The organism is Streptomyces sp. CA-288835, assembly GCF_050936385.1.
Classification (GTDB): Bacteria; Actinomycetota; Actinomycetes; order Streptomycetales; family Streptomycetaceae; genus Streptomyces.
Genome location: NZ_JBNJMW010000001.1, coordinates 6203900 through 6229720, shown reverse-complemented (window position 1 = coordinate 6229720; position 25821 = coordinate 6203900). Strand labels below are relative to the sequence as shown.

Annotated in this window: 25 protein-coding genes; 5 read left to right on the top strand and 20 right to left on the bottom strand. The window is 69.7% G+C overall.

What is annotated here, in order from left to right:
* Positions 1-50 precede the first annotated feature (50 nt).
* The 5 genes from ACQEVY_RS28510 to tsaB form a co-directional block, all read right to left on the bottom strand.
* Positions 51-1070 carry a LacI family DNA-binding transcriptional regulator gene (locus tag ACQEVY_RS28510; protein WP_432952239.1) on the bottom strand — a complete coding sequence of 340 codons (1020 nt, stop codon included), beginning with the start codon at positions 1068-1070 and terminating at the stop codon, positions 51-53.
* A gap of 199 nt (positions 1071-1269) precedes the next feature.
* A complete protein-coding gene (locus tag ACQEVY_RS28505; protein WP_432952238.1) occupies positions 1270-1539 on the bottom strand; it encodes a hypothetical protein in 270 nt (89 codons plus the stop codon).
* A complete protein-coding gene (gene tsaD, locus ACQEVY_RS28500) occupies positions 1536-2627 on the bottom strand; it encodes a tRNA (adenosine(37)-N6)-threonylcarbamoyltransferase complex transferase subunit TsaD (RefSeq protein ID WP_432952237.1) in 1092 nt (363 codons plus the stop codon). Before tsaD ends, ACQEVY_RS28505 begins: the two co-directional genes overlap by 4 nt.
* Positions 2620-3105: a ribosomal protein S18-alanine N-acetyltransferase gene (gene rimI, locus ACQEVY_RS28495; RefSeq protein ID WP_432955436.1), complete on the bottom strand. Its 486-nt coding sequence runs from the start codon at positions 3103-3105 to the stop codon at positions 2620-2622. Before rimI ends, tsaD begins: the two co-directional genes overlap by 8 nt.
* 29 nt (positions 3106-3134) lie before the next feature.
* Positions 3135-3788 (bottom strand): tRNA (adenosine(37)-N6)-threonylcarbamoyltransferase complex dimerization subunit type 1 TsaB, encoded by a 654-nt coding sequence (gene tsaB / locus ACQEVY_RS28490; protein WP_432952236.1) that lies wholly within the window; start codon positions 3786-3788, stop codon positions 3135-3137.
* Positions 3789-3911: 123 nt separating this feature from the next.
* On the opposite strand from tsaB, the gene ACQEVY_RS28485 reads away from it, so the two are divergent.
* The gene (locus ACQEVY_RS28485) at positions 3912-4466 is read left to right on the top strand and encodes a hypothetical protein (protein ID WP_432952235.1); all 555 of its coding nucleotides are present in this window, start codon (positions 3912-3914) and stop codon (positions 4464-4466) included.
* A 559-nt stretch (positions 4467-5025) separates the two neighbouring features.
* Here ACQEVY_RS28485 and tsaE read toward each other — a convergent pair.
* From tsaE to alr, 3 genes are all read right to left on the bottom strand, one after another.
* Positions 5026-5559: a tRNA (adenosine(37)-N6)-threonylcarbamoyltransferase complex ATPase subunit type 1 TsaE gene (gene tsaE, locus ACQEVY_RS28480; protein WP_432952234.1), complete on the bottom strand. Its 534-nt coding sequence runs from the start codon at positions 5557-5559 to the stop codon at positions 5026-5028.
* Entirely contained in the window at positions 5525-6757 is a 1233-nt protein-coding gene (locus ACQEVY_RS28475) for an alpha/beta fold hydrolase (protein WP_432952233.1), read from the bottom strand. Before ACQEVY_RS28475 ends, tsaE begins: the two co-directional genes overlap by 35 nt.
* Positions 6758-6826: 69 nt before the next feature.
* Positions 6827-7969 carry an alanine racemase gene (gene alr / locus ACQEVY_RS28470; RefSeq protein ID WP_432952232.1) on the bottom strand — a complete coding sequence of 381 codons (1143 nt, stop codon included), beginning with the start codon at positions 7967-7969 and terminating at the stop codon, positions 6827-6829.
* A gap of 121 nt (positions 7970-8090) precedes the next feature.
* Here alr and ACQEVY_RS28465 point away from each other — a divergent pair, with 121 nt between their 5' ends.
* Positions 8091-9530 (top strand): NAD(P)H-hydrate dehydratase, encoded by a 1440-nt coding sequence (locus ACQEVY_RS28465; RefSeq protein ID WP_432952231.1) that lies wholly within the window; start codon positions 8091-8093, stop codon positions 9528-9530.
* A gap of 30 nt (positions 9531-9560) precedes the next feature.
* On the opposite strand, the gene ACQEVY_RS28460 is transcribed toward ACQEVY_RS28465, so the two are convergent.
* Together ACQEVY_RS28460 and ACQEVY_RS28455 are read right to left on the bottom strand one after the other, a co-directional pair.
* Positions 9561-9929 carry a holo-ACP synthase gene (locus ACQEVY_RS28460; RefSeq protein ID WP_432952230.1) on the bottom strand — a complete coding sequence of 123 codons (369 nt, stop codon included), beginning with the start codon at positions 9927-9929 and terminating at the stop codon, positions 9561-9563.
* A gap of 481 nt (positions 9930-10410) precedes the next feature.
* Positions 10411-10635, bottom strand: a complete 225-nt coding sequence (locus tag ACQEVY_RS28455; RefSeq protein ID WP_432952229.1) for a hypothetical protein — start codon at positions 10633-10635, stop codon at positions 10411-10413.
* A gap of 173 nt (positions 10636-10808) precedes the next feature.
* On the opposite strand from ACQEVY_RS28455, the gene coaA reads away from it, so the two are divergent.
* Entirely contained in the window at positions 10809-11798 is a 990-nt protein-coding gene (coaA, locus tag ACQEVY_RS28450; protein ID WP_432952228.1) for a type I pantothenate kinase, read from the top strand.
* Between the two features lie 24 nt (positions 11799-11822).
* Complete coding sequence (locus ACQEVY_RS28445) at positions 11823-12770, top strand: DUF389 domain-containing protein (protein ID WP_432952227.1); 948 nt, start codon at positions 11823-11825, stop codon at positions 12768-12770.
* Here ACQEVY_RS28445 and glmM read toward each other — a convergent pair.
* The 3 genes from glmM to rplM form a co-directional block, all read right to left on the bottom strand.
* Positions 12767-14128: a phosphoglucosamine mutase gene (glmM, locus tag ACQEVY_RS28440; protein ID WP_432952226.1), complete on the bottom strand. Its 1362-nt coding sequence runs from the start codon at positions 14126-14128 to the stop codon at positions 12767-12769. The two genes, ACQEVY_RS28445 and glmM, sit on opposite strands and share 4 nt — an antisense overlap.
* A 199-nt stretch (positions 14129-14327) precedes the next feature.
* Entirely contained in the window at positions 14328-14849 is a 522-nt protein-coding gene (gene rpsI / locus ACQEVY_RS28435; RefSeq protein WP_432952225.1) for a 30S ribosomal protein S9, read from the bottom strand.
* A gap of 41 nt (positions 14850-14890) precedes the next feature.
* A complete protein-coding gene (gene rplM, locus ACQEVY_RS28430; protein WP_344391399.1) occupies positions 14891-15334 on the bottom strand; it encodes a 50S ribosomal protein L13 in 444 nt (147 codons plus the stop codon).
* Positions 15335-15624: 290 nt separating this feature from the next.
* On the opposite strand from rplM, the gene ACQEVY_RS28425 reads away from it, so the two are divergent.
* Positions 15625-16494 carry a hypothetical protein gene (locus ACQEVY_RS28425; protein WP_432952224.1) on the top strand — a complete coding sequence of 290 codons (870 nt, stop codon included), beginning with the start codon at positions 15625-15627 and terminating at the stop codon, positions 16492-16494.
* Between the two features lie 75 nt (positions 16495-16569).
* Here ACQEVY_RS28425 and ACQEVY_RS28420 read toward each other — a convergent pair whose 3' ends face one another.
* The 7 genes from ACQEVY_RS28420 to rplQ form a co-directional block, all read right to left on the bottom strand.
* Positions 16570-17331: a polyprenol monophosphomannose synthase gene (locus tag ACQEVY_RS28420; RefSeq protein WP_328771089.1), complete on the bottom strand. Its 762-nt coding sequence runs from the start codon at positions 17329-17331 to the stop codon at positions 16570-16572.
* 75 nt (positions 17332-17406) lie between these two features.
* The gene (locus ACQEVY_RS28415) at positions 17407-19299 is read right to left on the bottom strand and encodes a glycosyltransferase family 39 protein (RefSeq protein ID WP_432952223.1); all 1893 of its coding nucleotides are present in this window, start codon (positions 19297-19299) and stop codon (positions 17407-17409) included.
* A complete protein-coding gene (locus ACQEVY_RS28410; RefSeq protein ID WP_432952222.1) occupies positions 19296-21338 on the bottom strand; it encodes a glycosyltransferase family 39 protein in 2043 nt (680 codons plus the stop codon). Before ACQEVY_RS28410 ends, ACQEVY_RS28415 begins: the two co-directional genes overlap by 4 nt.
* On the bottom strand, positions 21335-22405 hold the full coding sequence (locus ACQEVY_RS28405; RefSeq protein WP_432952221.1) for a glycoside hydrolase family 26 protein: 1071 nt from the start codon (positions 22403-22405) through the stop codon (positions 21335-21337). The genes ACQEVY_RS28410 and ACQEVY_RS28405 overlap by 4 nt, the downstream gene beginning before the upstream one ends.
* Complete coding sequence (locus ACQEVY_RS28400; protein ID WP_432952220.1) at positions 22402-23997, bottom strand: glycosyltransferase family 2 protein; 1596 nt, start codon at positions 23995-23997, stop codon at positions 22402-22404. Before ACQEVY_RS28400 ends, ACQEVY_RS28405 begins: the two co-directional genes overlap by 4 nt.
* A gap of 175 nt (positions 23998-24172) precedes the next feature.
* Positions 24173-25033 (bottom strand): tRNA pseudouridine(38-40) synthase TruA, encoded by an 861-nt coding sequence (gene truA, locus ACQEVY_RS28395; RefSeq protein ID WP_432952219.1) that lies wholly within the window; start codon positions 25031-25033, stop codon positions 24173-24175.
* 74 nt (positions 25034-25107) lie between these two features.
* A complete protein-coding gene (gene rplQ / locus ACQEVY_RS28390; RefSeq protein WP_432952218.1) occupies positions 25108-25644 on the bottom strand; it encodes a 50S ribosomal protein L17 in 537 nt (178 codons plus the stop codon).
* Positions 25645-25821 lie beyond the last annotated feature (177 nt).

Here is a 25821-nt window from a genome sequence, read left to right as displayed (position 1 = left end):
GACCGGGCGGATCGGCAGGCGTCCCAGGTGCTTCAGGAACCTCGGACAGGTCAGGCCAACGGCGCCGTGCTCGCCCGTACGACGAGCTCGGTGGCGAGCTCGACCCGGGGGGACGCGGGCTCTTCGCCCGCGGCAAGGCGCAGCACCGTACGGGTCGCCAACTTGCCCATGTCCGCGAGGGGTTGGCGCACGGTGGTGAGCGGCGGCGCCGACCAGCGGACCTCCGGCAGGTCGTCGAACCCCACGACGCTCATGTCCTCCGGCACCCGGAGCCCTCGGCACCGCAACGCCTCGATCGCGCCGAGCGCCATCTGGTCGCTGGCGGCGAACAGGGCGGTGGGCGGCTCGTCCAGGTCGAGCAGGGCGTTGCAGCCGTCGAAGCCGGACGCGTGGTAGAAGTCGCCCGGCACGATCAGCGCGTCGTCGACCGCGATGTCCGCGCCTTCGAGAGCCGCGCGGTAGCCGTCGAGCCGGGCCCGCGAGCACAGCAACCGCTGGGGCCCGGCGATGAGGCCGATCCTGCGGTGGCCGAGACCGAGCAGGTGTTCCGTCGCGGCCATGCCGCCCGCCCAGTTGGCCGCTCCGACGGTCGGCGCTTCCAGGGACGGCGACCCCGCCGGGTCGACGACGACGAGCGGGACACCGAGCCGCCGCAGCTCCTCGTGCATACGGGGTTCGAGGACGGAGGTCACGAGGATCACCCCGTCCGACGCACGGGCGCGCAGATTGGTCATCCACTGCCGCGCCGAGCCCGACGCGCCGTGGATGGCGGACACCACCGTGCCCACACCCGAGGCGTGCGCGACTTCCTCAACCCCCCGGATGATCTCCACGGCCCAAGGGCTGTCGAGGTCGTTGAAGACCAGGTCGATGAGAACCGCCCGGCCGCCCGGCGGGGAGGACTTGCGCTGGTAGCCATGGTGTCTGAGCAGGTCCTCGATCCGGGCCCGGGTTTCCGGCGACACGTCGGAACGGCCGTTGACGACACGCGACACAGTGGGCACCGAGACCCCGGCCTGCCGGGCGATCTCGGTGATGGTCACCTTGCTCTTGGTGCTCTCCGGGGCCACGCGCCCACCTCCGTTGCCGAAACCTTGCAGCAGTCTTCCGGAAAACCGGGGTCGGCGTGAAGGCTACAGGGGGACCGGGCGGCTTGGGTCAGTCCACCTGGGCGGCGGCGCCTGCGACGAAGGCGCAAACTCCCCGGCCAAGCGGCCACGCCACAGCCGAGTCGCTGTCCCGACGGCTGCCCCGACGACGGTCGGACGATCACCCTCCGCCCTGATCGGCGCCCACACACTCGAACCGCCACCTGTGCACCCCCCGCGTCACCAACGCCCCGTCCGGCTCAGGCAGTTCGGGAAGATCGGCGTCGTACGGAGCATCCCACCAGGTGATGACCAGGACGCGATCCTGCGGCGCCCGGAAGGTCTCCCGGCGCAGGGGTCGCGCCGGGAGGTCCTGCGCCAACGCCCAGGCGAGCAACTCCTCACCCCGGCCAGGAGTGGCGCGGGCCTCCCACATCAGCGCGACCGTCACGAGTACAGGTTCTCCTTGCTCACCTCATGCACATGATCGTGGCCGCTCCCCGGCACATGCGGCTCCGTCACCGGCAACGACGAGTCCGCCGACAGATCCCAGTCGGAGGCAGCCCGGTTCCGCGCCACCATCTCCGCGCCGAGCGCCGCCACCATCGCCCCGTTGTCCGTGCACAACTTCGGCCGCGGCACCCTCAGTTGAAGCCCGGCCGCCTCGCAACGCTCCTGCGCCAGGGCCCGCAGCCTCGAGTTGGCCGCGACCCCTCCGCCGATCATCAAATGCTCGACGCCCTCGTCCTTGCACGCCCGCACGGCCTTACGCGTCAGCACATCCACGACCGCCTCCTGGAAGGAAGCCGCCACATCACGCACCGGAACCTCCTCCCCCGCCGCCCGCTTGGCCTCGATCCAGCGGGCGACCGCCGTCTTCAGCCCCGAGAAGGAGAAGTCGTACGCCGCATCCCGCGGCCCCGTCAGCCCGCGCGGGAACGCGATCGCCTCCGGGTCGCCCTCGCGCGCGTACCGGTCGATCACCGGACCGCCCGGGAAGCCCAGGTCCAGCACCCGCGCGATCTTGTCGAAGGCCTCGCCCGCCGCGTCGTCGATGGTCGCGCCCAGCGGCCGTACGTCGGAGGTGACGTCCGAGGAAAGCAGCAGAGACGAGTGGCCGCCGGACACCAGCAACGCCATGGTCGGCTCCGGCAGCGCTCCGTGCTCCAGCTGGTCGACGCAGATGTGCGAGGCCAGGTGATTGACGCCGTACAGCGGCTTGCCCAGCGCGTACGCGTACGCCTTCGCCGCCGAAACCCCCACCAGCAGCGCGCCCGCGAGCCCCGGACCGGCCGTGACGGCGATCCCGTCCAGGTCCCGCGCACTCACGCCGGCCTCCTTCAGCGCCCGATCGATGGTCGGCACCATCGCCTCCAGGTGCGCACGGGACGCGACCTCCGGGACGACGCCGCCGAAGCGCGCATGCTCGTCGACGCTCGACGCGACCGCGTCCGCGAGCAGCGTGTGGCCGCGGACGATGCCGACGCCGGTCTCGTCACAGGAGGTCTCGATGCCGAGGACGAGTGGTTCGTCAGCCATGGATCTCGGTTCCTTGCACTGAGGTTGAGGGATCTTGCAGACGCATCACGAGCGCGTCGACGTTGCCCGGCTGGTAGTAACCGCGCCGGAAGCCGATCGGCTCGAAGCCGAAGCGCTCGTACAGCTTCTGGGCGCGGATGTTGTCGATCCGGCACTCGAGCATCACTTCGGCGCACTCGAAGGTGGTAGCGGCCCGCAGCAGCTCGGTCAGGATCAGCGCACCGACCCCGGTGCCCCACTGATCACGGGCGACGGCGATGGTCTGTACGTCACCCACGTCCGCGGAGGCGGCAAGTCCCCCGTACCCGACGATCCGCTCACCGTCCGCATCCACCTCCACCGCCACGACATACCGCTTCGTCGCAGTCGGCCCCCGGGAATGGGCCAGCTCGGACCAGAACATCCCCCGCGACCAGGCGTCCTCGGGGAAGAGGGCCTTCTCCAGGTCCAGTACGGGATCGATGTCCCACCAGCGCATCTCGCGCAGCACGGGCGTCGCTACGAGAGTCACTTCGGGGTGACCACCTTGTAGTTCTTGGGCACCTGGGCGTCCGGGCGGCGCAGATACAGCGGCCGGGGAGCGGGGAGTTCCTCGCCCTTGGCCAGCTTCTCGGCCGCGAGGCACGCGAGCGCCGACGCCGAGACGTTCTCGGGCTCGTACACATCCGGGAAGGTGTCCGGGTAGAGCAACGCGCCCGCGCCGACCGCGGGCAGACCCGCGACGGCTTCGGCGATCTCGGCGGGCCGGTCCACGGCGGGCCCGCTGACGCGCGTACGGGAATCCGCGTACCGCGCCCAGTAGACCTCCTTGCGCCGCGCGTCGGTCGCCACGACGAAGGGGCCCTGCATGTCGGCCGCGAACGCGAGACCGTCGAGCGTGCACAGTCCGTACACGGGCACGCCCAGCGCGAGCCCGAAGGTGTCGGCGGTCATCAGGCCGACCCGCAGCCCCGTGTACGGGCCGGGTCCCACGCCCGCGACGATGCCGGTGACGGCGTCCAGCCGCAGCCCGGCCTCGGTGAGCACCCGGTCGACGGCGGGCAGCAGCAACTCCCCGTGCCGGCGGGCGTCCACCTGACTCGACGAGGCGATGACGGACGTCCCGTCATGCAGGGCGACGGTGACGGCGGGGGTGGCGGTATCCAGAGCGAGCAAGAGCACGCGAACAGCCTACGGCGCTCGGGGCGAACGCACCGTCGCCCAGGTCCCATGCGCCCCTGCTGCTACCGTCGCCTCAACTGTCACGTTGACGAACGTATGCCGTACGAGAGGTGGGCACCGAAGGTGGCTAGGAGCAGCTCGGGATTCGTGGCCGGGCTCACGGTGGCGGCGATCGCCGCAGTCGGTTTCCTCGCCTACCAGGCGTCCGCCAATGTGCCGGACACGCTGGGCGCGCCGGATCGGGCGTCGTCGTCGCCCGCGGCCTCCGCCCCATCGCCGCGCGCCGAGCCGAACGCGGCGGCGCTGCCCTCGGCTTCCGGCAGCGGGCGGCGGGTCGTGTACTCGGTGAAGACCGACCGGGTGTGGCTGGTCGCCGCGAACGACAAGGTGACCCGCACGTTCCCGGTCACGCCCGGCACGGTCGACCCGTCACCCGCCGCGTACGCCGTGACCTCGCGGTCCGGCTCCATCACCGGCTCCGACGGAGTCGCCGTCGAACACGTCGTCCGCTTCGCGAACGTGGACGGCACACCGATCGGCTTCAGCGCGGCGGTGGACGGCTCGACGGCCGCACCCGCCCGAGGGAAGAAGCTGGGCGGGATTCGGGAGTCCCGGGCGGATGGGGATGCGATGTGGGAGTTCGCGACGGTCGGAACGAAGGTCGTCGTGGTCGAGTAGCTCGGGGCGCGGGAAGTCGCAGGCCTTTGCTTTAGGGGCGCGGGGCTGTGACATCAGCGGCTCCGCCGCGGGGCGCGACCAGCCACGACGCACCCGCAGCCGCGGCACGACGTGCCGCCCCCCACCCCACGAACCCACCCAGCCGCGGTAGGCGCCTCACCCGCCGGAGGCAGGGGGCGTGGGGGCGCAGCCCTCAGTTTCGGGAAGGGGCGGGGCTGGGGAAAGAAACCCCCTGCTTACGCAGCCTCCCGCTGCCGCCGCCCCTCCGGCGCAGGAGCCCGCGGCGCAGGCGCCGGATCCCGCGGCGGCGTGGACACGACGCGGGCGGCGGCACACGCCGCGAGCAGCTCGCGCACCGACACCGCACCAGCCTCCGCAGGAACCCGCACAGGTTCGCGATCCGACGTCGACATGGCCGCCTCCTGGGGCTCCCGGAGCAGACGTAGTTAGGTAACCCTAACCAGCACCGGTACCCATATGAACACGCCGAACCCACCCCACGCAACCTCTTGCCGACGCCATGTCGGAACGTAACGAAACCCGGCCCTCAAGCCCGCTGTCAGGCCGACAGCACGCTCAGATCCACGGCCGCCCACCGTTCCCCCACCCCGCGGAGCGTCACGTGCCGGACTTCATCCGTCGTATCGCCCACCGCCCGGTGGATGAACACATGCAGCCGCTCCTCGGTCAGCTCCTCGACCTTCCCCTCGCCCCACTCCACGACGATCACCGAATCGGTCAGCGAGACATCGAGGTCGAGGTCCTCCATCTCGTCCAGCCCGCCGCTCAGGCGGTACGCGTCGGCGTGCACGAGCGGCGGCCCGTCGCCGAGGGAGGGGTGGACGCGCGCGATCACGAAGGTGGGGGAGGTGACCGCGCCCCGTACGCCGAGCCCTTCGCCGAGCCCACGGGTCAGTGTCGTCTTGCCCGCGCCGAGTTCCCCGGTGAGCATCACCAGGTCACCGGCGCGCAGAAGCTTGGCCAGGCGGCGGCCCAACTCCTGCATCTGCTCGGGGGAGTTGACGGTCAGCTCGGTGGTGACGTACGGCATCGGGTGATCAGCCGGGCTGTGCGGTGCTGCTGGTGCTTCCATAACCACCCACGGTAGCGCCGGCCGGGACGGCCCCCGCGCGGGTGAGGAGGTCGGCGAGACGGTCCGTGACCACCTCCGGATGCTCCAGCATCACCAGGTGCCCGGCGTCCGGCACGAGCACCAGCTCCGCGTCCGGCAGCAGGTCCGCTATCGCCTCGCTGTGTTCGCTCGGCGTGACCAGGTCCTTGACGCCGGACAGTACGAGGACGGGCAGCTCGGCGAAGTACGCCAGCGCCTCCGTCTTGTCGTGGTCGGTGAACGCCGGATAGAACTCGGCGACCACATCGATCGGCGTGCCCTCGATCAGCCGCTCGGCGAACCGCGCGACCGCCGGGTCGACGTCCCTGGACGCGAACGAGTACCGCTTGATGATCCCGGCGAACAGGTCGGCCGTGGCCCGCCGCCCCTTCTCCACCAGATCGGCCCGCTGCCCCAGAGCCTTCAGTACGCCGGGCAGTACGCGCCGTACCGCGTTGACGCCAGCCACGGGAAGCCCGAAGTTGACCTCGCCGAGCTTGCCCGAGGACGTACCGACGAGTGCGACGCCGACCACCCGCTCGCGGATGAGGTCGGGGTACTGGTCGGCAAGAGCCATCACCGTCATTCCCCCCATCGAGTGGCCGACAAGCACGAGCGGCCCCTCGGGGGCGGCCGCGTCGATCACGGCCTTCAGGTCGCGGCCGAGCTGCTCGATGTCGAGCGGCACATCGTGCTGGACCTGTGCGACACCGCGCCCGGAGCGGCCGTGGCTGCGCTGGTCCCAGTGGACGGTCCGTACGACACCGCGCAGGGCCGCCCGCTGGAAGTGCCAGGAGTCCTGGCTGAGGCAGTAACCGTGACTGAAGACGACGGTGACGGGAGCCGGAGCCTTACGGCCGAACAGTCTGCGGCGGCGGGGGGTGAGCGTGGCGTCCTGCTCCACGTCGTCGATCTCGTAGTAGATCTCCGTGCCGTCGTCCGCGGTCGCCGTGCCGGGCATACCGCGCAGTGCGCCGTACGGGCCTGCCGAGTCGAGGGCGAGGCGGGCCTTCTGGCGCATGCCGCGGCCGACGGTGAGCCGCTCGATCGCGACTCCGGCGGCAGCGCCCGCGGCGACGACGCCTATCGCGGTGCCGACGATGCCCGCCTTGCGCCAGTTCCCGGCGCCCCCCGCGGCGGCGGCCACTGATGCGACGGCCTCCGCCTTGCTCTCGCTCACGTACCGCTCCTCTTCGCAGGTGTGTGGTCCGGGGGCCGTCCCCGGAAAGCTGAGTACCCGTCTTGTGTGTTATTCACTATTCACGTAGACGCGTGGCACGCGGGTTCCGATCCGGGTCACGATTTCGTACGCGATCGTGCCCGCGGCCTGGGCCCAGTCCTCGGCGGTCGGCTCGCCTTCATCGCCAGGGCCGAACAGCACCACGCGTTCCCCCACCGCCGGCTGGTCCCCGCCGAGATCGACGGCGAACTGGTCCATCGCGACCCGCCCCGCAACCGTCCGCCACTTGCCGCCGGCCATGACGGGCCCGGTTCCGGAGGCGTGCCGCGGGATCCCGTCCGCGTACCCCACGGGCACCAGGCCGAGGGTCGTGTCGCCCGGCGTCACATAGTGATGTCCGTAACTGACGCCGTGTCCCGCCGGAACGCGCTTCACCAGCGCGAGCGAGGCCGACAGCGTCATCACCGGCCGCAACCCCAGCTCGGCCGCGGTGCCGAGGGCGGGGCTGGGCGAGATGCCGTACGTCGCGATTCCGGTGCGTACGAGATCGAAGTGGGTCTCCGGGAGGGTGAGCGTGGCGGGTGAGTTGGCGATGTGGCGCACTTCTGGCTGTATGCCCTGTTTCTCCGCGTACGTCACCATCTCGTGGAAGGCGGTGAGTTGGGACCCGATGGAGGGGTGCCCCGGCTCGTCGGCGCAGGCGAAGTGCGACCAGAGGCCGGTGACCCGGACCAGCCCCTCGGCCTCGGCGCGCAGGGCTGCCGCCACCAACTCGGGCCAATCACTTGGCTGACACCCGTTGCGCCCGAGCCCGGTGTCGGCCTTGAGCTGAACCCGAGCCGTACGCCCCGCGGCGCGCGCACCCTCGACGGCTTCGCGCAAGGCCCAGAGCCCACTGACCCCCAGGTCCACATCGGCCTCGACGGCCTCCCGCCACGGGCCTCCCGGCGTCCACAGCCAGCACATGATCCGGCCCGGCAGCCCGGCCTCGCGCAGGGCCAGGGCCTCCTCGGGCGTGGCCGTCCCGAGCCAGGTGGCCCCCGCGTCGAGCGCCGCCCTTGCACACCGCACCGCCCCGTGTCCGTACGCGTCGGATTTCACCACCGCCATCAGGGCGGCATCCGGTGCGCAGGCGCGCAGGGTCCCCACATTGGCCGCCAGAGCGGCCAGATCGATCTCGGCGCGGGCACGCGCGGACGCTGTCTCATTCATTGCGCCCAGTGTCTCAGAGCCCACTGACAGGCCCGCCGAGCCCGTACGTCCGTGAGCAGCGGGCTCGCCCGGGGTGCCGGGTCGCTGCACGCGAGGCCGTCGCGTACGCGAGACTCGGCGTATGCGTAGTGCGTACGGAGTGGAGACGGTACGGGCGGCCGAGCGGGAGTTGATGGCGCGGCTTCCGGAGGGGGCGCTGATGCAGCGGGCGGCGGCCGGACTGGCCGCGGCCTGCGCGGAGTTGATGGGGCGGGTGTACGGCAGCCGGGTCGTGCTCATTGTGGGCAGCGGGGACAACGGCGGAGACGCGCTGTACGCGGGAGCCCGCCTCGCCCGCCGTGGCGCGGGCGTCACGGCCGTACTGCTGTCCCCCGAGCGAACCCATCCCGGCGGCCTGGCCACACTGCGCCGGGCGGGCGGCCGCGTGCACTCCGCCAAGGACAACGCGCCCCTGGAGCGGGCCATCCGTTCCGCCGATCTCGTGGTCGACGGAATCGTCGGGATCGGCGGCAAGGGCGGGCTGCGCCCAGAGGCCGTGCCCTTGGCCGAGTTGGCCGCGTCCTCCCGCGCCGCCGTCGTCGCCGTGGATCTGCCGAGCGGTATCGAGGCCGACACCGGCGAGGTGCGCGGCGCGGCGATCCGTGCCGACCTGACCGTGACCTTCGGCACGCACAAGCCGGGGCTGCTGATCGATCCGGCACGGGAGTACGCGGGTTCGGTACGGCTCGTGGACATCGGGCTCTCGCTGCCCGACGCGGCCGAGGCGGAGGCCCTGCAACATGCCGATGTGGCGGCTCTGTTGCCTGTTCCGGGCGCCGAGAGCGACAAGTACCGGCGGGGGGTCGTGGGGATCGCCGCCGGGTCCTCGCGGTATCCCGGCGCTGCCGTACTCGCGGTGGCGGGCGCGCTGCGGGGCGGAGCCGGGGCCGTACGGTACGTCGGCCCCGCCGGGGACGCCGTGATCGCCCGCTTCCCCGAAACCCTTGTCTCGGACCAGGGGCCGAAGCGGGCCGGGCGGGTGCAGGCCTGGGTCGTGGGGCCGGGGGCCGGTGACGACGCGCAGAGCGTGGCGGAGGTGCTTGCCCAGGACGTGCCCGTCCTCGTGGACGCGGATGGCCTGCGGCTGGCGGACCGTGATCTCGTACGGGGCCGGAAGGCGCCCACGCTGTTGACGCCTCACGCGGGTGAGGCTGCCGCCTTGCTCGGTGTTTCGCGGGAGTCGGTCGAGGGGGCGCGGTTGCACTCCGTGCGGGAGTTGGCGGAGCGGTATGGGGCGGCGGTGTTGCTGAAGGGCTCGACCACGTTGGTGGCTTCGCCTGGGGGCGGGGCGGTTCGGGTCAACGCGACGGGGACGTCGTGGCTGGCCACGGCCGGTAGCGGTGACGTGTTGTCGGGGCTGGCCGGTTCGCTTCTGGCCTCGGGCCTGGGCGCTCTGGACGCCGGGAGTGTCGCGGCGTACCTCCACGGGCTCGCTGGGCGCTTTGCCGCGGATGGGGCGCCGGTGGGCGCGCACGACGTCTTCGAGTCGATCCGCTCGGCGTGGCGGGACGTCATGAGTTGAGGTGGCGCCGACGGGAGCCGCTACGGGCCGCTACCCCTCCGCGATCACCACCGCCGAAGCCACCCCCGCGTCGTGGCTCAGCGACACATGCCATGACCGCACGCCCAGCTCCGCGGCTCGAGCCGCGACCGTGCCCTGCACCCGCAGCCGGGGCTGCCCGCTGTCCTCGACGTACACCTCGGCGTCGGTCCAGTACAGCCCGCTCGGCGCGCCCAGGGCCTTGGCAAGCGCCTCCTTCGCGGCGAAGCGCGCCGCGAGCGATGCGACTCCGCGCCGCTCGCCGCTCGGCAGCCACAACTCCCGCTGGACGAACAGCCGGTCCGCGAGCGCCGGCGTCCGCTCCAGCGATGCCGCGAACCGGTCGATCTCGGCGACATCGATCCCGACTCCGATGATCACCTTGGGCCTCCGGCGGTTGAGCGGTTGGGTTCGTTGTCGGCTGACGGTTCGTTGTGGTTGCTCGCGCCCCGCGGCGGAGCCGCTAATGTCACAGCCCCGCGCCCCTTGGGTGGTTGGTGGGTGCGGGGCCGCGGTCCGGTGCGTCAGCCCGTCGCCAACAGGGCATACGACCCCGTGCTGACACAGGGCGCAGCAGTGCCCAGACAGAACCTACGCGACGGGCATACGACGCACCGGCCCACGTCCCCTCCCGCCGACGGGAAAGTCCAGATTTCGTCGGGGTGCAGGCTTTTTCGGCTCGCTTGCTCGTCGGGGTGCGGCCAGTCGCAGGCTGTTTAGGGGCGCGGGGAACTGCGCGACCAGCCCCAACGCACCCGCAGCCGCGACACGCAGTGTCACCCACCACCCCCTGGCGGGGGCCGGGGGCGCAGCCCCCGTTTCGGGAAGGGGCGGGGCTGGGGAAAAAAACGCAGCCAACCGCTCAGCGGCCCCGCTCAACCCGCTCTATAGCCTCCTGCACCAGCTGCAGGTACTCCACTTCCTCACACCGCGGCTTGCTCCCCATCTCGTACAGGTCGATGCAGTCGTAGAGGTACTCCCCCAAGTCCTCATCCGGCAGATCCACCGCCAGCTCGCTGCTCACCCGCCCCGCGAAGTCCGCGTCGCCGCGCGCCCGTCTCCACCGCACCGCATCACGAATACGCATGGCCACAGCCACCACCCCAAACCCCCAGAAACCGCCGGAAGGCGGCTCGCTCCCGGCTGCCCGGACCGTATCCCCACCGACCCCGCAGGTCCATACTTTCCCCACAAGTAATCCACAGTCAGACGTGACGGACCCCACCCGCCACGGCGCCCCCGGGCCCGTAACAATGGACTGTGATCTCTTCGGTCTCCTCGTCGCCGCGGAGCGCCCACCGGTCCAGGCCGGAGGCGACTCCCTACGTCGACCTCACCCGTGCCGAGTGGAGTGCGCTTCGCGAGAAGACGCCGCTCCCGCTGACCGCCGAGGAGGTCGAGAGACTCCGCGGCCTGGGCGACGTCATCGACCTCGACGAGGTACGGGACATCTATCTGCCGCTGTCCCGGCTGCTGAACCTGTATGTGGGGGCCACGGACGGTCTGCGCGGCGCGCTGAACACCTTCCTCGGCGAGCAGGGCTCGCAGTCCGGTACGCCGTTCGTCATAGGGGTCGCCGGCTCCGTGGCGGTCGGCAAGTCGACCGTCGCGCGTCTTCTCCAGGCTCTGCTGTCCCGCTGGCCCGAGCATCCGCGGGTCGAGCTGGTCACCACGGACGGCTTCCTGCTGCCGACCAAGGAGCTCCAGGCGCGCGGCCTGATGTCGCGGAAGGGCTTCCCGGAGTCGTACGACCGACGTGCCCTGACCCGATTCGTCGCGGACATCAAGGCCGGCAAGGACGAGGTCACCGCGCCCGTCTACTCCCACTTGATCTACGACATCGTGCCGGGCAAGCGGCTCACCGTGCGCCGCCCGGACATCCTGATCGTCGAGGGCCTGAACGTTCTGCAGCCCGCCCTGCCCGGCAAGGACGGCCGCACCCGCGTGGGCCTCGCCGACTACTTCGACTTCAGCGTGTACGTCGACGCCCGGCCCGAGGACATCGAGCACTGGTACCTGAACCGTTTCCGCAAGCTGCGCGAGACGGCCTTCCAGAACCCGTCCTCGTACTTCCGCAAGTACACCCAGGTCTCCGAGGAGGAGGCCCTCGACTACGCCCGGACGATGTGGCGGACCATCAACAAGGTCAATCTGCTGGAGAACGTGGCCCCCACGCGCGGCCGCGCCACCCTCGTCCTGCGCAAGGGCCCCGACCACAAGGTGCAGCGTCTGAGCCTGCGCAAGCTGTAATCAAGCCCGGTTACGCTGCGGGGCATGCTGCATCTGCGCCTGATCACGCCGTCCGACAAGACCGACGACGTGGTCCGCCTGATCGAGGACACCGTCGGCACCACGCATCTCGTCGTGATGCAGGGCGCTGCCCGCAATCCCGCCGGAGATGTCGTGACGTGCGATGTGGCGCGCGAGGCGGGCGACGAACTGCTCGGTGAGCTGCGGGAGTTGGAGATCGACAAGTGCGGCTCCATCGCGATCGAGAACATCGACCTCTCGCTGTCGGAGCGCGCTGACAAGGCGCGCGACGACGCGCCGGGCGAGGGCGCGGACGCGGTCCTGTGGGAGCACCTGGCGGACGCGACCCACGAGGAGTCGACGCTCTCGGTCACGTACATCGCCTTCATCACACTGGCCACGATGATCGCGGCCTGCGGTGTGGTCCTCGACAACGCGATCCTGATCGTGGGCGCGATGGCAGTAGGCCCGGAGTTCGGACCGCTGGCCGGTCTGTGCACGGCACTGGTGCGGCGCACCCCGCGGCTCGCGCTGCGCTCGGCGATCGCGCTGCTCGTGGGCTTCGCCTTCGCCATGGGGGTGACGGTCCTCTTCAGCGACTTCATGGACGCCGTGGGCCTGTTCACGGAGGACCGGCTGGAGAGCGAACGGCCCAACACCGCCTTCGTCTACGCCCCCGACTGGTTCTCCTTCGTCGTGGCCGTCCTCGCCGGTACCGCCGGCACCCTCTCGCTGACCTCCGCCAAGTCGGGCGCCCTCGTCGGCGTCGCGATCTCCGTGACGACCGTCCCGGCCGCCGCCAACGCGGCGGTGGCCCTCAGCTACGGGGACACAAAACAGATGGTGGGCTCCACCGAGCAGCTCCTGCTCAACCTGCTCGGCATCATCCTCGCCGGCACCCTCACGCTGCTCACCCAGGAGTTCTTCTGGGCCAAGCAGCGTGAGCGCAACGCCAAGAAGGCGCAGGCCTAACAGGCCAGCGCGGACTTCACCACATCGGCGAGCCGCTCCGCCACCCTCCGCGCCTGGTCGAGGTCGGCGGCCTCCACCATCACCCGTACCAGCGGCTCCGTACCCGAAGGACGCAGCAACACCCGTCCCGTAGAACCGAGTTCGCGCTCGGCGTCGGCGACCGCGGCGGTCAGTTCGTCGGAGGTGCTGACCCGCGACCTGTCCACGTCCGGCACATTGATCAGTACCTGCGGCAGCCGTTCCATGACGGACGCGAGGTCCCGGAGCGTACGTCCCGTCTGGGCGACCCGGGCCGCCAGCAGCAGGCCGGTCAGGGTGCCGTCGCCGGTGGTCGCGTAATCCGTGATGATCACGTGCCCGGACTGCTCGCCGCCGAGCGCGTAGTCGTGCTTCTTCATCTCCTCCAGTACGTAACGGTCACCAACTGCCGTCTGTACCAAGGAGAGTCCCTCGCGCTCCATGGCCAGCTTGAAGCCCAGGTTGGACATGACCGTTGCGACAACGGTGTCGGAGCGCAGTGCGGAACGCTCCCGCATCGCCAGCGCGAGTACGGCCAGGATCTGGTCCCCGTCGATCTCGGCGCCCGTGTGGTCCACGGCGAGGCAGCGGTCGGCGTCGCCGTCGTGCGCGATGCCCAGGTCGGCGCCGTGCTCGACGACGGCGGCCCGCAGCAGGCCCAGATGCGTGGAGCCGCACCCGTCGTTGATGTTCAGTCCGTCCGGCTCGGCACCGATGGTGACGACCTCGGCGCCGGCCCGGGTGAAGGCCTCGGGCGAGACCTGGGCGGCGGCGCCGTGCGCCTCGTCGAGGACCACCTTCAAACCGTCCAGACGGTTCGGAACCGCCGTGATGAGGTGCGCGACGTACCGCTCGAAGCCCTCGTCGTACGACTTCACACGGCCGACCCCGGCGCCCGTCGGGCGGTCCCAGGGAGCGCCGGTGCGGTGCTCCTCGTACACGGCCTCGATCCGGTCCTCCAGCTCGTCGGCGAGTTTGTGGCCGCCGCGCTCGAAGAACTTGATGCCGTTGTCGGGCATGGCGTTGTGGCTGGCGGAGAGCATCACGCCGAGGTCGGCGCCGAGTGCGCCGGTGAGGTACGCCACGGCCGGCGTCGGCAGCACGCCCACGCGCAGGACGTCCACGCCCGCGCTGGCGAGACCGGCGACCACGGCGGCCTCCAGGAACTCCCCGGACGCCCGCGGGTCCCGCCCGACCACCGCCGTGGGCCGGTGGCCCTCGAAGGTGCCCGCCTCGGCCAGTACGTGCGCCGCCGCGACGGACAGGCCGAGCGCCAGCTCAGCCGTCAGGTCCGCGTTGGCAACACCGCGCACGCCGTCCGTGCCGAAGAGTCGTCCCACTGGTGTCCTCCGAACATGCTCAGAAATTGCGGCTCATGCCGAGTGTCCAGGTAAGGCCTTGATCACGTACATCCTCAGTTCCCAGGCTGACGGACGGTGACGTAAGGCCCTGGTAAATGCCTGCTTGCCGTAAATGCCACGCCCCGGCGGCACGAGAGTGCCGCCGGGGCGGATGCTGCGTGCGGAGCACGCGGTACGACTAGCGCTTGCTGTACTGCGGCGCCTTGCGGGCCTTCTTGAGACCGGCCTTCTTGCGCTCGACCGCACGGTCGTCGCGACGAAGGAATCCGGCCTTCTTCAGGGCGCCACGGTTGTTGTCGACGTCCGCCTCGTTCAGCGCGCGGGCGACTCCGAGACGGAGCGCACCGGCCTGACCGGAGACGCCGCCACCCGAGATGCGGGCGACAACGTCGTAACGGTCGTCGAGCTCGAGCACCTTGAAGGGCTCGTTGACTTCCTGCTGGTGCACCTTGTTGGGGAAGTAGTCCTCAAGGGTGCGACCGTTGATCTTCCACTTGCCGGAGCCCGGAACGATCCGGACGCGGGCGATGGCGTTCTTACGGCGACCCAGTCCGGCGGCCGGCTGCGGCTCGCCGAAGCGGGAAGCCATGGACTCCGAGGTGTACTCGCCCTCGACGGGGGCCTCGGACTCGGTGGTGTACTGCTCGATGTCGACGAGCTCGGTCTCTTCGACCGGCTGCTCGGGAGTGGTCTCGGCCACGATTCTCCTCAGATTCTCTTCAGTCTTAGGGGTGGCCGGACTTACTGCGCGACCTGGGTGATCTCGTACGGCTGCGGCTGCTGCGCGCCGTGCGGGTGCTGGTCACCCTTGTAGACCTTCAGCTTCGAGAGCATCTGTCGGCCCAGGGAGTTCTTCGGGAGCATGCCCTTGACGGCCTTCTCGACGGCCTTCTCGGGGTTCTTGTCCAGCAGCTCGTCGTAACGGACGGAGCGCAGACCACCCGGGTACCCGGAGTGGCGGTAGGCCAGCTTCTGGGTCCGCTTGTTGCCGGACAGGTGGACCTTGTCCGCGTTGATGATGATGACGAAGTCACCAGCGTCGACGTGCGGAGCGTAGATCGGCTTGTGCTTGCCCCGCAGAAGGGTGGCGGCGGTGGTCGCCAGACGGCCGAGAACGACGTCCCGGGCATCGATGACATGCCACTGGCGAGTGATGTCGCCGGGCTTGGGGCTGTACGTACGCACGGTTCGTAGCCTTCGCTTCTTCAGTGAGTGGGTCCTGACAAGGCCACCACGGACGATCACGACAGCCCTGACCGCACGGCGGCGACGCAACCGCATGCAGATCGCTGGTCATCGGCCCCGGTGGACCGGTGTAAGGGCCTCTCACGTGAGAATGAGCAAGCCAATACACATAACGAAGGGCAAGAATAGCTCCGGCGGGCCACACGGGTCAAAACGCGCGAGCGGCCGAGAGTTGGCCCTGTTACTGGTGTGGGACCAGTACACCCCTTGTCCCGTCTAAGATGCGCCCCATGAGCTTTGGGCAGGGGGGACCTCAGTGGGGTCCCGGGGGATCGGGTTCTCAGCAGCCGCAGTGGGGCAGCCAGACCCCCGACTGGGCTGCGCTCGCCGAGGCGTCCGAGTCGCGCAACAGGCGCCGCAGGTGGCTGATGGTGGGCGGTGGCGCGCTGGCCACCGTGGCGATAGGCGCGGCCGTCGCCGTGGCCGTGGTCTCGACCGACGGCAACGGCCAGGCGGCGAACCGGCCTGCCTCCGATCTGCCCGCCACCTCGGACATCCCGCCGGACACCACCGGGCCCGAGCCGACCTTCGCGGAGACCTCGGCGCCGCCGCCGCTGGACCCGAAGGACTTCATCTCCAACGTGAAGAAGGACACGGCTCCGCTCAGCCCGGACATCCTCTTCCCCGGTTCGCGGCTCACGATGGGCGAGAGCCGCTACGAGAAGGGCAAGACCGCATCCACGAAGGACTGCGCGTCGGCCGTTCAGGGCTCGCTCGGCACGGTCCTCACGAAGAACGACTGCACGCGGCTGATGCGCGTCACGTACTCCCTGGACGGTGTGGCGGTGACGGTCGGCGTGGCCGTCTTCGACACCGAGGCCAAGGCGACGAAGGCCAAGAACGACGCCGACAACAAGAGCGTCGTCCAGTCGCTGTCGGGCGACGGAGTTCCCGCGTTCTGCAGCTCGGCGGTCTGCCGCTCGACGACCAACTCGTACGGCCGCTATGCCTACTTCACGGTCGCCGGCTTCACCAACGGCAAGGACGTCACCCAGAAGGACACCAAGGTCTTCTCCACCGGCGACGACCTCGGGGAGTTCACGTTCCGTCAGATCCGCCGCCGTGGCGAGGCGCAGGCCTCGGCCGCGGCCAACGAGTAGCGGTACCGGCAGGCGGGCAACGGGAAAGCGGCGGCCACCCATGGGCGACCGCCGCCAACTGCCCCGTACCGCCCGTTACTTGTGCTTCAGCCGCAGCCGTACGGGCACGACCGCCGACTCCAGCTGCGTACGCAAGGTCATCTTCGAGACGCCCTCGGTGCGCTCCTCGAAGCGGATCGGGATCTCGACGGCGCTGTGACCGGCTCGTACGGCCTTGTACTTGAGCTCGACCTGGAAGCTGTAGCCCGCGCTGTCCAGGGAGTGCAGGTCCACGTCCCGCAGGGTCTGGGCCGACCAGAGGTTGAAGCCGGCCGTGATGTCGCGGATCTTCGTGCCGAGCACGGTGCGCGCGTAGCGGTTGGCGAAGCGGGACAGCAGTACGCGGTGCGCGCCCCAGTCCTCGTCGAGCGAGCCGCCCTGTACGTACCGGCTGCCGACGACCAGGCCGACGCCCGAGGCCACGGCGGTGCCGAGCATCCGTGGGACCGCTTCCACGGGATGGCTGCCGTCGGCGTCCATCTGCACGACGTACTCGGCGCCCTCGTCGACGGCGGCGCTCATGCCCGCCACGTACGCGCGTCCCAGGCCGTCCTTCTCGGTGCGGTGCAGCACGCTCATCCGGGGCCGCCAGGCGGGCTGGTCGGCGTTGTACTTCTCCGCCAGCTCGTCGGCTATTCGCCCGGTGCCATCCGGACTGGAGTCGTCCACTATCTTCAAGTGCAGCCCGCTGAGCGGTAGTTGAAGGACCGCTTCGGCCATTCTCGGCAGGTTGGCCGCCTCGTTGTACGTAGGCATCACCACGGTGACCGCCGCGCCCGCCCCCAGGTCGTACGTCATCTTTTTCCCTCCCCATGTCCCCATACAGGAACCCCTACGGACGCGGGCGTTTCCGGCGTCCGTCCCAAAGCCAGCTCAGGTGTGCACCTTGCGCTTGCCGGCGTCGTCCTTCTCCTCGGTGGAGTCGTCCGTCGCGGCGCGTGTCCTTTCGAGGAGCACGAGCTGGAGACTGTCCAGCTTCCGCGTCTTCGCGGTGCGGAAGCTCTTCTTGATCGCGGTCGCCGACTCCTTCGACATGCCGGTGAACGGATTCCCGTCGTACCCCGTCGCGACGAGCCACAGACGGTCGGCCTTCGCCAGGCACTGCGCGGGATTGGGGCACTCGGCGGCGCCGAACGAGCCCAGCTCCTGCGGCGTGCGGTACATCAGCCAGTCCTTCGGGCGGCCCGCGTCGTTGCGCAACTCGTAGTCCATGGCCCGGCGTTCGGACATCTCACCGCTGAAGACGATGCCGTCGCCCTTCTTCTGCCCGGCCTCGATGATCCGGGCGGCGCCGCGGAAGTCCGGCTCGCCCGCCGCGTTCACCCGGGTCTCACGGATGCCCGGCTGCGCCTGGAAGGCGATCCCGGCGACCGCCGCCGCGGCGAGCACCCAGCCGAAGCCGCGCCGCGCCGCGGCGCCGGAACCGGCCTTCGCCCCGGCGACCGGACCGGCGAGCCGGCACACGGCCACGGCCGCGAGCAGCACCCAGGCGGGCGCCGTGAACAGCAGGTAGCGCGGCAGGAAGAGATGGAGCTGCTCGGCGGTGACGTATGTGGCGAGCGGCGGGAGCACGATCCAGACGGCCAGTGCGAGGGCCCGTTTGCCCGCGAAGAGGAGTCCGAGCGCGCCGAACGCCATCACCGGCACGGCGACCTCCCAGGACCCGAAGAGGTTCTTCGGGAAGAAGATCAGGTCCTTGAGCACGGGGTTGTTCCAGGCGATCTGCCCGCTCTGCCCCGAGCCCGAGACGGCCATGGGTATGACGAAGCACAGACCCAGGGTGCAGGCGGCGGCATACGCCCAGCCCACGATCTTGTCGCCCTCGCGGCGCGCGATGAGGATCATCACCAGATGCGCGCCGAGCACCGCCATCGAAGCCAGATGGCTCCAGCCGATCAGCGGCACCGACAGGGTGTAGGCGACCCACACCTTGAAGGACGGCTCGTCCAGGGCCCGGGCGAGCAGCCAGGTCGACAGCAGCACGGCCGCCACGGCGAAGGCGTACGGCCGGATCTCCTGCCCGTACCGCGTCGCCGCCGGTACGACGGCGAAGGCGAGTCCCGCGAGGATTCCCACCTGGGTGGTGAACAGCCGCCGCCCGAGCAGGGCGAGCAGACCGCAGGACGCCGCCATGGCCACCGCGCCGGGGATCCGCATCGCCGTCGGGGTGTCCCCGGCGACGGCGATCCAGGCGTGCATGAGCACGTAGTACGGCGTGAAGACCACGTCGATGGTGCGGATCAGCATGCTCAGGTCGTGGAACGACAGGGTCGCCGCCCACCAGGTGGCGTGCTCGTCCCGCCACAGCTGCCGCTCGCCGATCCCTCGCCAGATCATGGCGAAGGACAGCACCGTGGGCACCAGGAAGGTCAGCGCACCGGCGAGCCGCGCGCCTTCCGGCTCGTCGGGCTGCTCCTCGTCGGCCTCGGGTTCGGCCTTGGGCTCCTCGGCCTTGGGCTCTTCCGCCTTGGGCGCGCGGTGCCGGGCCGGGGGCGGTTCGACCGGAGCGGGCTCGGGGGTGTAGGTGTCCTGGCCGGGATGGGCGTACGTTCCCGGGGCGGCGTACGTACCGGGGTCGGCGTACTGACCGGGACCCGCGTACCCGCCCTGCGCCGGGTCGGCATAGGCGCCCTGGTTGCCGTAACCGCCCTGGCCACCGGCGTACGAGCCGTGACCCCCGTAGCCGCCCTGACCCGCGTACGGATCATGGTTGCCGTGGGCATCCGGGTATCCGCCGCCGTACGGCGGGGAGGCATTGACGGTCATCGCTTCACCCAAATCCGGTAGGCGCGCTCACCGCTGCTCGTGGTGAAGGGGAGGACGGCGGCCAGCCGGTAGTGGGAGTTGCCCTTCAGGCCCTCCTTGACCGCCTTGAACGTGTCGGGGCTCACCCCGCCGTGCATCACGATCGCGTCGAAGTGCCCCTCACGGACGGCCTGCCGGAAGGCTTCAGGGCCGGAGTACTGCTTCTTGTCCTTCTTGCCCTGATAGTCCATGAAGTAGGAGTTCTGCCACTGCGTCCAGTTCGTCTTGTCACGCAGGTAGTAGCCCGGAACCTCCTGCTCCTCGGCCAGATACTCGCCCTTCTTGTCGACCACCTTGCGCATGTACGCGATCATCTCCGTCGAGTCCGGGAAGCTGTACGCCCGCTGCGCCTGGACCATGCCGAACACCAGCACGAGGGAGTACAGCAGAATCCCGAGCTGCGGATGCCGGAAGTGCGGGCCGACCAGGCGGGCCATGCCGAGTCCGGCCATCGGCGCCGCGAAGAGCAGGCCGAAGCCGACGTGCTTGTAGAGCGAGATCTCGGTCTGGAGGTGGATCTGGTACGCGGGCGCGAGCAGCGCGGTGCCGGTCAGCAGCAGGCCGAGCGAGGCGCGGCGCCAGCGGCCCGGGGTGGTGGTGTCGCCGATCCACGGCATCTCGCCCATCCGGCCGCGTATCACGTACGCGATCGAGCCGCCCAGCGCGGCCAGGAAGACCAGGCCGCCCCACTCCGCGCTGTGCTGGAGCATCGTCGCCGCGGTGTCCTGGCCCTTCGCGCGGTCGGTGGTGGTGGAGCTGATGCCGCCCAGCGGCCCGGAGAAGTAGTAGCCGACGCCGAGCAGCACCACGGTGCCCGCGCCCAGCACCACACCGCGCCACAGCGCGCCGATGCCGCGGTGCCGGTGCGCGGTGACCACCGCGAGGAGTACCAGGGTCGGCAGATAGAGCCCGGAGGCGTACTTCACTCCGAAGGCGAGCGCGGCCGGCGGCGCCGCGAGCAGCACCGCGAAGGCGCCCATCCGGTCGGTGCGCACCACCGCCCAGGCAGCGAGCGCGAGCAGGAAGACCGCGGCGGCGTCGTACGTGGCGAAGTTGCCGAGCACGCTCGTCGACTGGATCACCGAGAACAGCGCGGCCGCTCCGAGTGCGGCACGGAGGTTGAACAGCCGCCGGGTGAGCGAGTAGAGCAGCCCGGTGGAGGCCAGCATGAACGCCAGGCTCACCAGCCGTACGCCGGTCAGCCCGAACTGGCTGTCCACGACCGCCGCGAGCACCGGATACAGCTTGGGGTGGCCGGAGAAGTAGGCCGCGAAGTCGACGGGCAGCTTCGTGCCGTGCAGCAGGTTGGCCAGCTCGTAGTGGCCGGACGCGACATACAGCGCCTCGTCCTGGAAGGCCGTCCCCTTCAGGCGGAGGGACAGCCCGGCCTGCACGAGCAGGATGAACAGCAGCACCGCGCGGCCGAGCAGCTTGCTGCGCCGGGTGTCCACCGACCAGGCCGACTCGGGCACCTCGGGCAGCGTGTACCCCGGCTTCTCCTCCTGCGCCTGAGGTTCCGGCTCGACCGCGGTGAGCTGTGCGTACGGGTCGAAGGGCGCGTAGATCTGGAACGTCGCCTGGTCCAGGTACTTGGACGTCCGGCCGTTGAACCGCCAGGTGCCGGTGTTGGTCAGCTGCCGCCCGCCCGCGGCGCCCTCGTCGTACTCGGGATGGTGCGGGTACACGGGCGGCGGCGCGTTCTGCACGTACTGCCGCAGACTCTCGTTCCCGACCTGCCGCTGCTGCGCCTGGGGGTACGACTGCTGGGCCCCTTGCCCGTACTGCTGCTGCCCCGGCTGCGCGTGTGACTGCTGGTGACCCTGCCCGTACGCCTGCTGGTTCCCCTGCTGCCCGTACGCCTGCTGCTGTCCCTGATACTGCTGCTGATTCCCCTGGTCGTAGGCCTGTTGATTCCCCTGCTCGTACGCGTACGGGCGCTCGTGCCCCCCGCCGCGCAGCTCAGAGTCCTCCGCCCAGGTGGGCGTGCGTCGGTTCGTCATGGCTTGGTCACATCGAATCCGAAGCTGTCGCTCTGGGCCTGCTCCCTGAAGGTCTTCTGGGACAGCGGGCCACTGCTGATGCGCCAGTCGGTCTCCTTGTCGAAGTTGAACCAGACGAACCCGATGACGTCCTTCGCCTTCGCCGTCCCCTTGAAGAGATCCTTGATGTCGGCGGGCTTGCGCTCGCCGGCCTGCGCCGCGGTCTCCGCGATGATGAACGGTTTCTTCGTGAAGGTACGTATCTGGGTCATCGTCGGCCCGTAGAGCTCCGGGTACGTCGAGGGACCCGTGGCCGCGTAATAGCCGATCACGCCGACCCAGTCGACGTACTCGTCACCCGGCCAGTACGGCTCGAGCTTCACCTTCGGCATCGGGTTGATGACGTTCGGGCTCCACACCCAGATGACCTGCGTGGCACCCTCTTCGGCGAACACGTCGTGGATGTGCTTGTACGCGGCGACGAACTCCTCGGCCGTGACCTTCTTGGTGCCCCACGGGTACCAGAAGCCGTTCATCTCGTGCGCCCAGCTGATCGCCACCGGCAGGTTCAGCTTCTTGACGGAGCGCGCGTACTCGCGGATGTACTCGTCCTCCTTGCCGGAGGCGATGTCCTTCAGGGGCGTCTCGAAGGGCTCCCACGCGATGAAGGACACCGCGCCGTAGTCCCAGGAGTTCTTCACCAGACGCGTCTCGTACTGGTCGCCCCAGGCCGAGTAGAACTCGATGAGGTTCGGCTTCTTGCCCGCCTTCTCGGCGAAGTCCTTGACGGCCGTCATCTTGGCGGGCGCCCCGTCGGCGGCCAGCCCCAGGTAGTCCTTGTCCGGCTTCAGCAGCGGTCTGACGTCGAACGGCAGCTCCGGGTTCGCGGACTCGCTCTCCTTCTCCTCGTCGGAGGCGGCGCCTTCGGCCCCTTCGGCAGCGGGCGGCTCCCCCTGGCTGCGCTCGTACTGGTCGCGGCCCTCCTCGGAGAACGTGCTGCATCCGGCGAGCAGCGCACCGGCCAACAGTGCGGCGGCAAGCGCCCGCACGGTCCGGAGCGTGTGGACGGAACGTACGGAGAAAGTCATGCGGTCACTTCCTGCGCTTCCTGGGCACGGGGCTGTACGAGGACGCGGCCGACGACCATCCCGTAGAACAGCCCGGCCGACAGCATCAGCGCGAAGTCCGGCGGATAGAGGGTGAGCATGCGCCAGGCGGCGACGACGATCCAGAGCAGGGCGGTGCCGCCGGTCCAGAAGATCATGCAGTTCCAGTAGCGGCGCATGCCGTTCTTCTTGGCGCCGTCCGAACCCGTGGGCTTCCAGCCCATCGGACGGCCGCGCAGCACGTCCCAGACCGCGAAGACATGCGACCACCCGTACATGATCCGGACGGACCACGCCTCGAGCCGGTACGGCGCCCGGTGCCACAACGGCAGCACCAGCGTCACGTACGCGACACTCGGCAGCACCCACAGCGCGGCCTCGGCCCGCAGCAGATCGGGGCGCAGGATCATCAGCGCGAGCGGGATGACGGGCGCGATGAACGTGGCGAGCGCGGTCTGCAGGTAGTAGAGGAAGCCGGAGACGTAGCAAAGCCGCGTCTTGAACTTCAGGTCCATCTCCCAGAACCGCTTGCTGGTCAGCAGCTCCAGCGAGCCCATGCACCAGCGGTACTGCTGGTTGTGGAAGGCACCGGCCGTGTCCGGGCACACGCCGGCGGACAGCGCGACGGGCACGTAACGCAGCTTCCAGCCCAGCGCCCGCAGATCGAAGCCGGTGTACATGTCCTCGGAGTGCTCGATCAGCGTGATGCCGCCGATCTGCGCCAGGGCCTCACGCCGGTACACGGCGCAGGAGCCCACACAGATGGACCCGTCCTTGTCCTCCCGGGACGTCTGCACGGACCGGTAGAACTGCTCCTGCACGGCGCCGGCCCCGCGCTCGATCCAGTTCTGCCGGTCGACGATGCGGAAGAACTGCGGCGACTGCACGATGCCGATCTTCGGGTCGTCGTCCATGTACGGCAGCAGTTCGTCGAGCAGATCGGCGCGCGGCGCGAAGTCGGCGTCCAGGATCAGGATGTGGTCGCCGTCGGTCTTCTCGAAGGCGTGATTGAGGTTGCCGGCCTTCTTGAACCAGCCCCGGTTGGGCCGCACCACGTAGTTGAACCCGAAGTCGTTCGCCATGGCCCCGACCTCGTCCTCGGCCGCGTCGTCCAGGACGTACGTCTTCACCTCGCCCTGATAGCTGGCCGCGAGCCGGTTCACATGCACCCAGGTGTTGTGCAGCACCTCCAGCGGCTCACCGCACACCGGCAGGAAGATGTCCACGCTCGGGTACACGGCGGGCTGCCACTTGCGGACGAGCCGCTTGTGCCCCTTGAGGTCGAAGTCCTTGCTGAGCCCGTCGAGATACAGCGAGATCAGATAGTCCGCGATGATGAATGCCAGCAGCGGCATCGTCAGCCAGAACCACGGGCTCGACGCCGTGAACAGAAACTGACTCATCGCCAGACACGCGAAACTGATCAGCGAGCCGATCGTCAGCACCCACAGATACCGCCGCGCGTACGAGTACTTCTCCACATCGTCCGGCGGCTGCGGCAGCAGCCCATGACTCTGCGGCGCCCGCCTACGACGTCGGTTCTGTGGAACACGAGCAGTCCCCACTGCACTCATGCACAAACCCCCCGGGCTGGTCAGCCCGCTACCCCCACCCAAGCCCGGCCACAACACATGAAACTCAAAGCCGAGCAGCCGCATCGTAACCGAGTTTCAGTAGGTACACCCGAACATACGTGTTACGCAGGGGTTTCCCTCACCGCCGCAGTGGGCATAAGACGCGCCTTCTCACTCAGCAGCACCCCGCCGTCCCCGGCAACGACCGCCGGTTCCGCGCCTCCTTGTTCCGCGCCGCCAGCAACTCGTCGGCGGGGTACCCGACTTGCTCCAAAGTCAGCCCATGAGGCCGTACGACGTGCACCGCAGAGTCCCGCACCCCGGCGGCGAGCACCTTCCCCGGCCAGTCGGTGCCCCGGTGCCCGTCCCCCACGAACAGCAGCGCCCCGATCAACGACCGCACCATGTTGTGGCAGAAGGCATCGGCCCGCACTGTGGCCGTAATCACCCCGTCCTCCCCGCGCGCCAGGCTCAGCTCCTGAAGCGTACGAATGGTCGTCGCCCCGTCCCGTTTCTTGCAATACGCGGCGAAATCGTGCTCCCCGAGCAGGGGCCGCGCCGCCTCGTTCATGGCATCGACGTCGAGCGGCCAGTCATGCCAGAGGACATGGCTCCGCAACAGCGGATCGACGCCACCCGGGTTATCGGTGACGCGATAGGCGTACCGCCGCCAGACCGCCGAGAACCGCGCGTTGAAGCCGCTGGGCGCCTCCCTGAGAGACCAGACCCGCACATCCTTCGGCAACCGCCCGGCCAGCCGCTTGAGCAGCTTCTCCCGATGCTCGGCCCACAGCCCCTCGGGCAGATCGACATGCGCCACCTGCCCCCGCGCATGCACCCCGGCATCGGTCCGCCCCGCCACGGTCAGCTCGTACGTCGTCTCCCGCGACCGCGTCACCGTACGCAGCGCATCCTCGACCTCCCCCTGCACGGTCCGCCGCCCCCCGGCCTGCTTGGCCCACCCGGAGAACGCGCTCCCGTCATACGACAGATCAAGCCGCACCCGTACGAACCCGGGCTCTACCTCGTCACTCACACCTGGTTCCTTTCAGGGACACGAAAACGGGCCCGCCCCCTCAGGGGCGGACCCGCACGACGCGAGGTGAAACCTCAGGCGTCCTTGGACTCGTCGCCCTCGGCGGCAGCCGGCTTCGCGTCCTCGACGACCTCTTCGGCCTCGGCCTCAGCGGCCTCGTCCTTCTTGAGAACGTCTTCCTTCTTGAAGGCGTCTTCCTTGACGGCACGCTTGGTCGCCGCCTCGGCCTCACCGGTGGCCTCCTGGGCCACGGTCAGCGCCTCCACCAGCTCGATGACAGCCATGGGCGCGTTGTCGCCCCGACGGTTACCGATCTTGGTGATACGGGTGTAGCCACCCGGACGGTTCTCGTACCGCGGGCCGATCTCGGTGAAGAGCGTGTGCACGATGCTCTTGTCCGTGATGACCTGGAGCACCTGGCGGCGGTTGTGAAGGTCGCCCTTCTTCGCCTTGGTGACCAGACGCTCGGCGTAGGGCCGCAGACGGCGGGCCTTCGCCTCGGTGGTCGTGATCCGGCCGTGCTCGAAAAGCGCCTTGGCAAGGTTCGCAAGAAGCAGCTTCTCGTGCGCGGCACTGCCGCCCAGACGGGCACCCTTGGCGGGCTTCGGCATTTCTTTCTCCTTGGTATCTGCCCCGGCCGTATGAGGTACCGAGGTCAGGACCCGGTGAGCGGATGCTCACCGGCAACAACCAGCCCCTCTCGCGAAGAGAGAGGCGGGACCCGCGCCCGTAAGGGGCGAAGCCCCTAAGGGGCGCGGGGCTGTACTCAATTTGCGGCTCCGCCGCGT